This is a genomic window from Rahnella sp. GSA61A (assembly GCF_019969905.1).
Classification (GTDB): Bacteria; Pseudomonadota; Gammaproteobacteria; order Enterobacterales; family Enterobacteriaceae; genus Rahnella; species Rahnella aceris.
In genome coordinates this window covers 1-12,245 of sequence record NZ_JAHXYO010000016.1, presented here as the reverse complement: position 1 = coordinate 12,245, position 12,245 = coordinate 1, and the positions used below count along the sequence as shown (strand labels likewise).

Annotated in this window: 13 protein-coding genes; 8 read left to right on the top strand and 5 right to left on the bottom strand. The window is 49.9% G+C overall.

Annotated elements, in window-relative coordinates; genetic code table 11:
* Positions 1-140: 140 nt before the first annotated feature.
* Positions 141-821 (top strand): MarC family NAAT transporter, encoded by a 681-nt coding sequence (locus tag LC431_RS18660; protein ID WP_013576138.1) that lies wholly within the window; start codon positions 141-143, stop codon positions 819-821.
* 23 nt (positions 822-844) lie between these two features.
* Here the strand turns inward: LC431_RS18660 and LC431_RS18655 are convergent, their stop codons facing one another.
* Positions 845-1,480: a transglycosylase SLT domain-containing protein gene (locus LC431_RS18655; protein WP_013576139.1), complete on the bottom strand. Its 636-nt coding sequence runs from the start codon at positions 1,478-1,480 to the stop codon at positions 845-847.
* A 322-nt stretch (positions 1,481-1,802) separates the two neighbouring features.
* On the opposite strand from LC431_RS18655, the gene LC431_RS18650 reads away from it, so the two are divergent.
* Positions 1,803-2,672, top strand: a complete 870-nt coding sequence (locus tag LC431_RS18650) for a fructosamine kinase family protein (RefSeq protein ID WP_223510158.1) — start codon at positions 1,803-1,805, stop codon at positions 2,670-2,672.
* A 105-nt stretch (positions 2,673-2,777) separates the two neighbouring features.
* On the opposite strand, the gene LC431_RS18645 is transcribed toward LC431_RS18650, so the two are convergent.
* On the bottom strand, positions 2,778-3,326 hold the full coding sequence (locus LC431_RS18645; RefSeq protein ID WP_013576141.1) for a YniB family protein: 549 nt from the start codon (positions 3,324-3,326) through the stop codon (positions 2,778-2,780).
* Positions 3,327-3,519: 193 nt separating this feature from the next.
* On the opposite strand from LC431_RS18645, the gene hxpB reads away from it, so the two are divergent.
* The 5 genes from hxpB to LC431_RS18620 all read left to right on the top strand — a co-directional run bounded on the left by hxpB (position 3,520) and on the right by LC431_RS18620 (position 8,452).
* Positions 3,520-4,185 (top strand): hexitol phosphatase HxpB, encoded by a 666-nt coding sequence (gene hxpB / locus LC431_RS18640; protein WP_013576142.1) that lies wholly within the window; start codon positions 3,520-3,522, stop codon positions 4,183-4,185.
* 299 nt (positions 4,186-4,484) lie between these two features.
* Positions 4,485-5,321 carry a 5-dehydro-4-deoxy-D-glucuronate isomerase gene (kduI, locus tag LC431_RS18635; protein WP_013576143.1) on the top strand — a complete coding sequence of 279 codons (837 nt, stop codon included), beginning with the start codon at positions 4,485-4,487 and terminating at the stop codon, positions 5,319-5,321.
* A gap of 78 nt (positions 5,322-5,399) precedes the next feature.
* A complete protein-coding gene (gene kduD / locus LC431_RS18630) occupies positions 5,400-6,161 on the top strand; it encodes a 2-dehydro-3-deoxy-D-gluconate 5-dehydrogenase KduD (RefSeq protein ID WP_013576144.1) in 762 nt (253 codons plus the stop codon).
* A 152-nt stretch (positions 6,162-6,313) separates the two neighbouring features.
* Entirely contained in the window at positions 6,314-6,871 is a 558-nt protein-coding gene (locus LC431_RS18625) for a metal-dependent hydrolase (protein WP_013576145.1), read from the top strand.
* 189 nt (positions 6,872-7,060) lie between these two features.
* On the top strand, positions 7,061-8,452 hold the full coding sequence (locus LC431_RS18620; RefSeq protein ID WP_037035298.1) for an L-cystine transporter: 1,392 nt from the start codon (positions 7,061-7,063) through the stop codon (positions 8,450-8,452).
* An 87-nt stretch (positions 8,453-8,539) separates the two neighbouring features.
* Here the strand turns inward: LC431_RS18620 and kdgR are convergent, their stop codons facing one another.
* Positions 8,540-9,331, bottom strand: coding sequence for a DNA-binding transcriptional regulator KdgR (gene kdgR / locus LC431_RS18615; protein ID WP_013576147.1), 792 nt, complete (start codon positions 9,329-9,331; stop codon positions 8,540-8,542).
* Positions 9,332-9,570: 239 nt separating this feature from the next.
* Between kdgR and LC431_RS18610 the strand changes: the two genes are divergently transcribed.
* Complete coding sequence (locus LC431_RS18610; RefSeq protein ID WP_037037455.1) at positions 9,571-10,968, top strand: MFS transporter; 1,398 nt, start codon at positions 9,571-9,573, stop codon at positions 10,966-10,968.
* Between the two features lie 56 nt (positions 10,969-11,024).
* Here the strand turns inward: LC431_RS18610 and htpX are convergent, their stop codons facing one another.
* On the bottom strand, positions 11,025-11,906 hold the full coding sequence (htpX, locus tag LC431_RS18605; protein ID WP_013576149.1) for a protease HtpX: 882 nt from the start codon (positions 11,904-11,906) through the stop codon (positions 11,025-11,027).
* Positions 11,907-12,039: 133 nt separating this feature from the next.
* Positions 12,040-12,245 (bottom strand): hypothetical protein (locus LC431_RS18600; protein WP_223510157.1); only part of this gene is annotated, 206 nt, incomplete at its 5' end.

Here is a 12,245-nt window from a genome sequence, read left to right as displayed (position 1 = left end):
CGACGCGAAAACAGTCCATAAGTTTAGCATTCGTAAAGTGCGAATTTCCAGCAACCTGTGTTGCTAAACGCGGATATTTTTCGTGTAATCCCCCCTGACACGTTAAGGTAACCAGAGCAGCATTTAAAAAAGGGAAGGATATGACAGAAGTCAGGCAGTTATTTGAAGTACTGGGATTGGGCCTGATGGTACTGCTTCCGCTGGCAAATCCACTGACGACCGTGGCTTTGATGCTCGGTCTTTCCGGGAATATGACCACACAGGAAAGAAACCAGCAGTCGCTGATGGCCTCGGTCTATGTCTTTATCATCATGATGGTGGCGTATTACGCGGGACAGTTGGTGATGAATACGTTCGGGATTTCCATTCCCGGCCTGCGTATTGCGGGGGGACTTATCGTCACCTTTATCGGTTTCAGAATGCTTTTCCCACAGCCACACGTGGAAGAAAGGATCCTTATCGAGAACAAAACGGCGGAAATGAAAAAACAGGATTCGCCAAATATCGCTTTTGTTCCTCTGGCGATGCCAAGTACCGCCGGGCCGGGCACCATTGCCATGATCATCAGCAGTGCTTCAACGGTGAAATCATCTGATTTCCCGCACTGGATTATTACCGTTGCTCCGGTGATGATTTTCTTTTTAGTGGGTTTGATTTTGTGGATATCTCTGCGCAGTTCGGGGGCGATTATGCGTCTGGTCGGGAAAAGCGGGATTGAGGCTATTTCACGTCTGATGGGATTCTTGCTGGTGTGTATGGGCGTTCAGTTCGTTATCAACGGGGTTCTTGAGATTATTAAAACCTTCCCGCCAGCAGCCTGAGCCGCTGGCGGAAACATCAATGCTTACCGCATCGCGAGGTAGGCATTGTTCACTTTCCACAGATAGCGTGGCGCTTGTGGCGCCGGGTGTTTTTTCTGCACATGGGCAGAAAACTCAGCAGGCGTCATCAGATTGATTTTCGCAATCGCATACGTCTTATCTTTGTCGAACGTTCTCAACAACGCCCCTGCTCCGTTCACATATGCCAGTGTGGTGGCGTAACGACGAGTTTCAGGGTTATTAATACCCGCAAGCTGCTGTTGTAAAATACTTAAATAAGCCGTACCCAGGTCAATGTTCACCGCCGGATCTTTTAAATCACGCGGCGTGGGCTGACCGTAACGTCCTTTCATCCGGTAGGCATCGCGTCCTGCCGTTGAGGCCTTTAGCTGCATTAACCCAATCGCATTCGATTTGCTGACAACGGTTGGGTTATATCCAGATTCGACCTGAATGATTGCTTTAACAAGTGTTTCGTCGACGCCATAGGTATTTGCCGCCTGGTGAATAACATCACCATAAGGCCCTGGATGCATTAATGAAGTATCGCGCTGAGGTGGCGGCGATGGATTCAAAAAACGCGTCGTCTGAACCGGTGTTTCTTTAGCGCAACCCGCCAGCAATAGCGCGGCCATCAAATAAAGAATGTTTGGTTTCACGTTATCTCTCTCGCGACTGGGACGAGATGTAGCATATACATCTTCTTCCAACACCTGAATATATTTTTCGTCTATTATTATTATTGTTTTGTTAAACAAAGGGGTTAGAGGGATGTCGATAAGACAATTCCGTTTATAAAACCCGTTTCATGTCACATATTCCTAAATTAATCTGTCCGCTGATGATACGTTCTATTTAGACATCTGAGAAATTGCATAAATTGACATCATCATCTGATTCAGCCGTGCGCCGGATCGGGTTTTCGAAGCTGAAAAAACGCTAACTTAATGAATTATCTGGCCAGTCAGAAGGGGTCATACCATGTGGCAAGCCGTCAATCGTTTGTTGAGTGAACACTTAGGCAATGCTGAAATCCGCGAACGTGTTGAGCTTCCGGGAGGCGAAATCCACCCGGCATGGCGGCTGAGCTACGGCGACAGAAACGTGTTTGTGAAATGCAATGCACGCGAAATGTTGCCTATCTTTGCCGCTGAAGCCGATCAGTTGGCCTTACTTGCGCGCAGCCAGACCGTCAGGGTGCCGGAAGTTTATGGTGTAGGTAGCGACCGTGATTACAGTTTCCTCTTGCTCGAATACATCCCGCAAAAACCTCTGGATGCACATAATGCCTATGTTTTAGGCCAACAACTTGCCGCATTGCATCAGTGGAGTGAACAACTGCAATTCGGTCTGGATTTCGATAATGAACTGGCGACAGTTCCGCAACCCAACAGCTGGCAACGGCGCTGGGCTAACTTCTTTGCCGAGCAGCGCATTGGCTGGCAGCTGCAACTGGCTGCTGAAAAAGGGATGATATTTGGTAATATCGAAGATATCACCGCCATGGTTCATGCCCGCTTGCAGAATCATCAGCCGCAACCTTCACTTTTACACGGCGATTTATGGCCGCATAACTGTGGCTTATCTGATGATGGTCCGGTGATTTTTGACCCGGCCTGTTACTGGGGAGATCGGGAATGCGATTTGGCGATGCTGCCGTTATATCCGAATGTTCCGCCGCAATTATATGAGGGTTATCAGAGTATAACGCCACTCCCTGACGACTTCATTTCGAGGCAACCGATCTACCAGTTATATTACCTGCTTAACCGCAGTAATTTATTCGGTGGTCAGCATCTTGTGGTGGCGCAACGCGCCATAGAAAGGCTGTTACACGAAGATATCAGTTAGCGGGATAAATATTTCAGCTCTGAACAAATAAGACCTGAAAACGTTAATATTCAGGCCTTATTTTTCATTTTCACAGAAACCCGTTATAAATATGTCGTCAAATTATCAGGCCATTAATCCTAATAATTTCAAAATGAAGTAGCCGATGACAGCGATGATAATTGGCAAAATATACAACGGAAAATACTGCACCAAAATCGTGTGTCGCGGTATCACGATACGCTCTTCAATTTGCGGACGTGTCCGGCCTTCAGCACCTTTCGCCTGTTCCAGAATAAGCTGATCCTGGATCCCTTCGCGAATGTGTTTTACCTGACGGGACATTCTCGCGCCGGAAGCCTGAAGTGCCAGCCCCACAAAAATCAGCCAGTAGATAATGAAGAACATGATGTTCGCGCTGGTGAAACCCTGCCCTAAAGCTGGCACCGGTGAGTTGTACCAAAAGACATTGAGAAACGAGGTATTGAACTTCACCATATCCACCATCACGTGGATGAAATCCAGCATGACCGCGTTGATGCCCTGCTCAGTCTTAGTGTGCTCGTTGATGAAATTCAGCAAAGAAATCAGCGTAGAAAGCAGCGCAGGGATAAAAATGATCCATCCCGCAATTCGTTTAATTACTGCCACACGTCCGGCTTGTTGGTACGTCATGAATTCCCCTTGTTAGGATACCTAAAGCAACGGCTAAGTTTACCCACAGAAAGCCTGCTCCGCCCAATGTTTTAATCAGTTAGCGTAACGCTGTACCGGGAACGTCCATCCTGTTCATTTTCACATCAGATTTCACCTGCATTCCCACCGATGTTAAAGTGGGTTTCTATTTATTGTGAGGGAGTCCGCTTTCATGGCTTATGTCCGCCCTGTTAATGCAGCAATTTTCGATATGGATGGTCTGTTAATTGATTCTGAACGGTTATGGACTCAGGCTGAGCTGGACGTTTTCAGTCGCCTGGGCGTTGATATTTCCCAGCGCCATTTGCTGCCGGATACGCTAGGTTTGCGTATCGATCAGGTGGTCAGGATGTGGTATCAGGCGCTTCCGTGGCAGGGTCCGGGTCAGGAAGAAGTGTCCTCAATGATTATTGCCCGCACGATTGAACTGGTAGAACAAACCCGGCCGTTGCTGCCTGGCGTGAATCATGCCCTTGAGCTTTGCCGTGATCAGGGGCTGAAGATTGGTCTCGCGTCGGCATCACCGCTGTTTATGCTCGATACCGTGCTGGAAATGTTTAATTTACACTCCTTCTTTAAGGTTCGTGTTTCAGCGGAAAAGCTGCCTTACAGCAAACCGCATCCTGAGGTCTATCTGCTGGCTGCCGGAGAATTACAGGTTGATCCGCTCAACTGTGTGACGCTGGAAGATTCCTTTAATGGCATGATCGCCACCAAAGCCGCGCGTATGCGCTCGGTGGTGGTGCCGGACCATGAATACAGTGTGGATCCACGCTGGGCGCTTGCCGATGTCAAACTTTCTTCCCTCGAAGAATTGCGTGTGGCACACATCAGCTAAAATTTATGCGCAGCCGCTCATGCCGCTGCGCACCTTCTCTCCTTTCCATATACCTTCTCTACGCATTTCTCCTGCCACAATTTTTGAAGCTTCGTTTAATTTCGTAAATCTTGAACTGACTCATAAAATAAATAAAACGTTATTTCATTTTTATTGAATTCGCATGCCAATGAACCTATGATTCCTGCAACAAGGACGAGCCGGGAGCTCTCCTGCTTCTGTACGCTGTCACTGCCACGCAACGGTCAGACTAGCCCGGTAAGTCCTCCTTGATATCGTCATTCATGAGAGGCACCGACATGCAAGTTCGTCAAAGTATCCACAGCGACCACGCAAAAACGCTTGATACCGCTGAATTACGCCGTGAATTCCTCATTGAGAAAATCTTTGAGAAAAATGCCTATACCATGACTTACAGCCACATCGACCGCATCATTGTCGGCGGCGTCATGCCCGCTGAAAAAACGGTATCCGTGGGTGATGAAGTCGGTAAACAGCTTGGTGTGAGCTATTTTCTTGAACGTCGCGAACTCGGCGTGATTAATATCGGCGGCCCGGGTCTGATCGTGGTTGACGGTACAACCTATGAAATCGGTCATGAAGAAGCGTTGTATGTCGGCAAAGGGGCAAAGCGGGTCGAGTTCAGCAGCGTTGATGCCTCCAGACCGGCCAAGTTCTACTACAACAGTGCGCCGGCACACACGACTTTCCCGAACAAAAAAATCACACTGGCGGAAGCCTCTCCGCAGACCATCGGCGATGCAGCTACCAGCAACCGCCGCACCATCAATAAATTCATCGTGCCCGACGTTCTGGAAACCTGTCAGCTGACCATGGGGCTGACCAAACTGGAAGAGGGGAGCCTGTGGAATACCATGCCTTGCCACACCCATGAACGTCGTATGGAAGTGTATTTCTACTTCAATATGGAAGCGGAAACTGCCGTGTTCCATATGATGGGGCAACCACAGGAAACCCGTCATTTATTAGTGCACAACGAGCAGGCTGTCATCTCTCCTAGTTGGTCAATTCACGCCGGAGTGGGTACCAAAAACTATACCTTCATCTGGGGTATGGTCGGTGAGAACCAGGTATTCGATGACATGGATCACGTCAAAGTCAGCGAACTGCGCTAACTCCCCCTTGCTCTGCCTTCACCGGCAGAGCAACTCATTTTTTATGGCGAACGCGCCGTTGCAAAAGAGACTCTGAATATGATCCTCCGTTCATTTGAATTAAGCGGCAAAGTCGCAATCGTCACCGGTTGCAATACCGGGCTGGGACAAGGCATGGCGCTGGGTCTCGCGCAGGCGGGATGCGATATTGTGGGCATTAACGTTTCCGCCCCTGAAGAAACTGAAAAAAAAGTCACCATGTTAGGCCGCCGTTTTCTCGATCTGAGGGCTGATCTGAGCACCATCACAGGCATTCCTGAGCTGATCGAGAAAGCAGTCGGGGAATTTGGTCATATCGATATTCTGATCAATAACGCCGGTATTATCCGCCGTGAAGATGCCATCGAATTCAGCGAGAAAAACTGGGATGATGTGATGAATGTGAACAGCAAAACGCTGTTCTTTATGTCTCAGGCCGTGGCGAAGCAGTTCATCAAACAGGGTAACGGTGGCAAAATTATAAATATTGCCTCTATGCTCTCGTATCAGGGGGGGATCAGGGTGCCTTCCTATACCGCGTCAAAAAGCGCAGTAATGGGTCTGACCCGACTGATGGCCAATGAATGGGCGAAGCATAACGTCAATGTGAATGCGATTGCGCCGGGGTATATGGCGACTAACAATACGGAACAGTTGCGCGCCGATGAAGAACGCAGCAAAGAAATCCTCGACAGAATCCCCGCCGGACGCTGGGGTCTGCCGGAAGATGTCATGGGGCCGGTAGTCTTTCTGGCATCGAAAGCCTCTGATTACGTTAATGGTTACACCATTGCCGTCGATGGTGGTTGGCTCGCGCGTTAAGGGCAGAATAAGTGACACCAGAAAGGCGTATTCTTATACGCTTTTTTGTTTTTTATCAGTCCGTTGACAATTAGTTACAGGGCATCTCTTCCAAGATTGTGACAGTTTCACTTATACTGGATAAAATAACAGTTATCCAGTTCGGACGCGTCATGACGGCGGAAGGCCATCTCATTTTCTCAATTGCCTGTGCAGTATTTGCTAAGAAGGCCCAGCTTTCTCCCGAACTGGCGCATGGTGACTGGTGGCACATCATTCCAGGGTCTTTGCTTACCTGTCTGCTGCCCGATATTGATCACCCCAAATCGGTGCTGGGCCAGCGTCTCAAATGGTTGTCGGCCCCCATCGCCCGGGCTTTTGGTCACCGTGGATTCACTCACAGTTTGCTGGCGGTGGCTGGAGGGATTTTCCTGCTACGCACTCATTTCCCTCACGACTGGGTGATCCCCGCTGATGCTTTCCACGCCATGATTATCGGTTACCTGAGCCATATCCTGGCAGATATGCTGACGCCTGCAGGAGTGCCGCTGCTCTGGCCTTGTCGATGGCGTTTCCGGCTACCGCTGATTAACAGCCAGAAAGGTAATCAACTCGAGCGCACGCTCTGCCTTATGCTGGTCGGCCTGACGCTTTTCTGGCCAGACTGGACGCCCATCATTGGTGCAATAAATCCTGACTTTTTTAATCACATCCTGAAATTATTCATCTGAATAGCATGAAATATTGCCGACATGATGAAAATTAATACAAATACCAACAAAAAGTTATAATGAATTCCTTTTGGATATAAATACTCAGACCCTCAAACTGATATTCTGCCCCCCAATGCTTTGGGATGGTGCAGTCCTTTTCCGGAAACACCCGTTTCATTTATCAAAATTATAAGTTTGGAGTCTGGTATGAATCTTCCGCTCGTTCTTAACGTAGTGGTTTTCGTTGCCCTGCTTTTGCTGCTGGCACAAACCCGCCACAAGCAATGGAGCCTGGCAAAAAAAGTTTTACTGGGTCTGGCTATGGGTGTCGTATTTGGCCTGGCTTTACAGCTGATCTACGGTTCCGATGATCCGGTACTAAAAACCTCAATTACCTGGTTCAATATTGTCGGTAACGGCTACGTCCAGTTGCTGCAAATGATCGTCATGCCGCTGGTTTTCGTCTCTATTCTGAGCGCGGTAGCGAAACTGCATAACGCGTCATCGCTGGGGAAAATCAGCTTCCTGACCATCGGTACCCTGCTGTTCACCACACTGATCGCTTCTCTGGTGGGTATCTTCGTGACGGGCCTGTTCGGCCTCACCGCTGACGGCCTGGTACAGGGTACGCAGGAAACGGCGCGACTGACGGCAATTCAGTCTAACTATGTCGGCAAAGTGGCTGACCTGAGCGTGCCTCAGTTGATCCTTTCCTTTATACCTAAGAACCCGTTTGCTGATCTGACAGGCGCAAGTCCGACATCAATCATCAGCGTCGTGATCTTCGCCGCCTTCGTTGGTGTAGCCGCCCTGCAACTGGTGAAAGATGATGCAGAAAAAGGTCCGCGCATTCTGGCCTTTATTGATACCCTGCAGGCATGGGTGATGAAGTTGGTGCGTCTGGTCATGAAACTGACCCCGTACGGGGTACTGGCTCTGATGACCAAAGTGGTCGCCGGCTCGAACATTCAGGACATCATCAAACTCGGCAGCTTTGTGGTCGCGTCTTACCTGGGTCTTGGCATTATGTTTGTTGTTCATGCGATACTGCTGTCGTTCACCGGTGTTAATCCGGCGAAATTCTTCCGTAAAGTCTGGCCGGTGCTGACTTTTGCCTTCACCAGCCGTTCAAGTGCCGCGACCATCCCGCTGAGCGTTGAAGCGCAAACACGCCGTCTGGGTATTCCTGAATCTATCGCCAGCTTTGCGGCATCGTTCGGGGCAACGATTGGTCAGAACGGCTGTGCAGGTCTGTATCCAACCATGTTGGCCGTCATGGTTGCGCCAACCGTCGGCATCGACCCGTTTGATCCGGTATGGATTGCAACATTAGTGGGTATTGTTACCCTGAGCTCTGCCGGTGTTGCCGGTGTGGGTGGTGGTGCGACATTTGCAGCCCTGATCGTGTTGCCAGCCATGGGCCTGCCGGTTACGCTGGTTGCCCTGCTGATTTCTGTTGAGCCGCTGATTGATATGGGCCGTACCGCACTGAATGTCAGCGGTTCAATGACGGCAGGCACTATCACAAGTCAGTTGCTGAAACAGACAGATAAAGCGGTGATGGATGCTGAAGAAACGGCTGAGCTGGCTCACCGTTAATTTCAGATTGCTGCAAACAAAAAACCGAAGCCAGTGGCTTCGGTTTTTTTATGTCTGAAATTCCGCAATAACTCAGAACGTGATTATTCAGAACGGATAGTCGTGAAAACCTATTTGCTCTGAAATATTCCGCGCGGCAGTATGCAGCATTTCTACGTAATGACTTTTGCTTTCTTCGGAGAAACGAATCGTCGGGAAAGAAATACTCAAACCAGCAATCACCACGCCAAAGCGGTCGAATACCGGAACTGCGATACAACGAAGCCCTTGTTCCTGCTCTTCATTGTCTTCGCCGAAACCCTGCGCGCGAACCTGATCCAGCGCAGTCTGCAAATCGGCAGCATTCATGATGGTATTTTCAGTGCTGCGGGTAAATTCAATTTCCTGCAACAGCGCGCTGACTTCTGCTTTATCGCCCCATGCCAGCAGCACTTTACCGATTGCGGTGGTGTGCAGCGGATTGCGGCGACCAATACGCGAATGCATGCGCAGGTTGTACATCGAATCAATTTTATGGATGTAGACAATCCCGTCTTCATCCAGTGCACCGAGGTGGATCGTTTCGCGGGTCAGACGGGACAATTCGCGCATCTGAATATCAGCGCTGCGGATCAGATCGACGTTTTGCAACGCTTTGGCACCCAGTTCAAACAACTTGAGCGTCAGGGAATATTTCTCTGACTCGCCTTCCTGCGCGACATAACCCAGGGATTTCATGGTCTGAAGAAAACGGTAGACCGTACTTTTAGACATCATTACGCGCTGAGAAAGTTCAGTAATGCCAATCTCACGCTCTTCCCCCAACGCCTGTAAAATGCCAAAAACTTTCAGGACTGAGGAGACGGAATCGGGTTGCTTATCAAGATCTGCGATAGCCATAGGGTGTATTACCTGCTCGCGTTGAGTTTGTTTCAAAAAAAATAGAACGTGGTTTTTATTATACTGGCAAGCATCGCTGAGAAGCAATCAACCCATTGATCAAGAATGTAAGAACTGTTAAGCCAGTTTCATTCCCGACAGAGAGATAAAAAATTCATTACATCATGTGACAATTGTCACTTTACGTTAATTAGCGTAGTAATATTCCCCTCCCTGATGACTACGCACTGACAGAACTCATGACTTCTACACCTGCTGACGGATTACCCATTCCACAACGATATGGTGCCATTCTGGCCATTGCGCTGGGTATTACCGTTTCTGTACTGGATGGCGCTATCGCTAATGTCGCACTGCCCACCATCGCTAATGATTTCCATGCCAGCCCGGCAACCTCTATCTGGGTGGTTAACGCCTATCAGCTGGCGATCACGATTTCTCTGCTTTCTCTGGCGTCACTGGGCGACATATTCGGCTACCGCCGTATTTACCAGACGGGTTTGCTGGTATTTAGTATCACCTCGCTCTTTTGCGCCTTGTCGGATTCACTGATGACACTGACTGTCGCCCGTGTGTTACAAGGTTTCGGTGCGGCAGCGATCATGAGTGTAAATACCGCGCTGATACGTATTATTTATCCGCAGCGTTTCTTAGGACGTGGTGTCGGTATTAATGCACTTATCGTTGCCGTCTCGGCAGCGGCCGGACCCACCATTGCCGCCGGTATTCTGTCGGTAGCCTCCTGGCAATGGCTGTTTGCCATCAACGTTCCGATTGGTATTGTGGCTCTGATACTCGGTCTGAAGTTTTTACCGGCGAACTCGACGCGAAGTCAGGGTCAGCGTTTTGATATCATCAGCAGCGTGATGAATGCCCTGACCTTTGGCCTGCTGATCAGCGCCATCAGTGGATTTGCGCAAGGTCAGAACCCTATGTTGATCCTGAGCGAAGTCATTGCCCTCCTGATCATCGGCTGGTTCTTCGTACGCCGTCAGCTTTCCCAGCCTTTCCCGCTGCTGCCGATCGATTTATTGCGCATTCCTATTTTCAGTATGTCTCTGGGCACTTCGCTGTGTTCTTTCAGCGCCCAGATGCTGGCTTTTGTTTCACTGCCCTTCTTCCTGCAAAACACTCTCGGTCTGAATTCCGTGGAAACAGGCCTTCTGCTCACGCCGTGGCCGCTGGCGACGATGGTGATGGCGCCGATCGCCGGCCGTCTGGTTGAGCGCTTCCATCCGGGAATGCTGGGCGGGATTGGTCTGATCGTGTTCTCATTCGGGCTCTTTTCCCTGTCATTACTGCCATCAGAGCCTTCGCATCTGAACATTATCTGGCGCATGTTGCTGTGTGGTGCCGGCTTTGGGTTATTCCAGTCGCCGAATAATCACACAATCATCAGTTCAGCCCCGCGAAACCGTAGTGGCGGCGCGAGCGGACTGCTGGGCACTGCGCGTCTTTTGGGTCAGACAACCGGCGCGGCGATGGTTGCTCTGATGTTTAACCTGTTCCCGCAGCATGGCACTCACGCATCACTGATCCTTGCAGGAATGCTGGCCGGAACCGGCGCGCTGGTCAGTTTACTGAGGATGACGCAGAAAACCAGCAGCCAGAAGGAATCGGAAAATCTGAAATCCTGATATGAAAAAGCCCGGCAGAGTAGCCGGGCTTTTTGTTCAGCATTGCTTGAAATAAATTACTTGATGTATGCACCACTGCGCAGCGCTTCGATACGCTTGTCGAGTGGCGGGTGGGACATAAACAGCTCGCTGAATGACTTCGATTTACCGTTGATGCAAAACGCCATCATGCTCCCCGCTTCCTGCGGTTCATGACTGGTTTTAAGGCGCTGCAACGCAGCAATCATTTTTTCACGGCCCACCAGTTTTGCAGAACCGGCATCCGCATGGAATTCACGGTGACGTGAGAACCACATCGTGATGATGCTGGCCAAAATACCGAAGACCAGTTCAAGCACGGTCGCCACGGCAAAATAAATCAGCGGATTGCCGTTACTGCTCTCTTCGCCATCACGGTTGCCGGAAAGGAAGCCCGAGGCCACCTGCGCAATAATACGTGAAATGAAGATCACGAAGGTATTCACGATCCCCTGAATCAGCGTCATGGTTACCATATCGCCGTTCGCAATGTGGCTGATTTCATGGGCGATAACCGCCTCGGCTTCGTCCTGACTCATGCTTTGCAGCAATCCGGTGCTCACCGCCACCAGAGAGGCATCGCGACGTGCGCCCGTGGCGAAGGCGTTAATATCGGGTGCGTGATAAATCGCGACCTGTGGCATCGCAATGCCCGCCTGCTGAGACTGGCGACGCACGGTGTCCATCAACCAGCGCTCAGTTTCGTTACGCGGCTGCTCAATGACTTCCCCCCCCACTGAGCGTAACGCCATCCATTTCGACATCAGTAATGAGACAATTGCGCCACCGAAGCCAAATAGCCCGGCCATGATCATCAGCCCCGGCACGCTGCTGTGCTGAATGCCGGTCAGGCTAAGTACCAGCCCGAATACCAGCATAACGGCCAGGTTAGTCAGCAGGAACAACGCTATACGCATCATAAAATTTCACTTCCTCATTGTTACTTCATTGTTATTAGCGAGTCATACCACCGGCACATAGCATGCCGGGCTGTACTGATCCTATGGGCTTCTTATCAGGATTCAAGACTCCATGCGTTCTGAAGGCCTGAATTCACAATACTTTACATTTTGAAGCGTTTGCTTTTACAGACAGGGCTGAAATACCGATGTTATTCAGAAAAACACCGCATAAAAATCTATGGTCACCCCCTTTTTTGCAACGTTGATTTTGATTTATGATGGGCTTGCTTAAATCTATACGGCGTCTGATGGGCAACCTTACGTTGCCCGCGCCACGATGAAGTCCGCGCCTGCAGA

Excerpts from the sequence above, each read along its gene's own strand:
- LC431_RS18660 (WP_013576138.1), top strand. The coding sequence starts at position 141 with ATGACAGAAGTCAGGCAGTTATTTGAAGTACTGGGATTGGGCCTGATG.
- LC431_RS18650 (WP_223510158.1), top strand. The coding sequence starts at position 1,803 with ATGTGGCAAGCCGTCAATCGTTTGTTGAGTGAACACTTAGGCAATGCT.
- LC431_RS18645 (WP_013576141.1), bottom strand. The coding sequence starts at position 3,326 with ATGACGTACCAACAAGCCGGACGTGTGGCAGTAATTAAACGAATTGCG.
- hxpB (WP_013576142.1), top strand. The coding sequence starts at position 3,520 with ATGGCTTATGTCCGCCCTGTTAATGCAGCAATTTTCGATATGGATGGT.
- kduI (WP_013576143.1), top strand. The coding sequence starts at position 4,485 with ATGCAAGTTCGTCAAAGTATCCACAGCGACCACGCAAAAACGCTTGAT.
- kduD (WP_013576144.1), top strand. The coding sequence starts at position 5,400 with ATGATCCTCCGTTCATTTGAATTAAGCGGCAAAGTCGCAATCGTCACC.
- LC431_RS18625 (WP_013576145.1), top strand. The coding sequence starts at position 6,314 with ATGACGGCGGAAGGCCATCTCATTTTCTCAATTGCCTGTGCAGTATTT.
- LC431_RS18620 (WP_037035298.1), top strand. The coding sequence starts at position 7,061 with ATGAATCTTCCGCTCGTTCTTAACGTAGTGGTTTTCGTTGCCCTGCTT.
- kdgR (WP_013576147.1), bottom strand. The coding sequence starts at position 9,331 with ATGGCTATCGCAGATCTTGATAAGCAACCCGATTCCGTCTCCTCAGTC.
- LC431_RS18610 (WP_037037455.1), top strand. The coding sequence starts at position 9,571 with ATGACTTCTACACCTGCTGACGGATTACCCATTCCACAACGATATGGT.
- htpX (WP_013576149.1), bottom strand. The coding sequence starts at position 11,906 with ATGATGCGTATAGCGTTGTTCCTGCTGACTAACCTGGCCGTTATGCTG.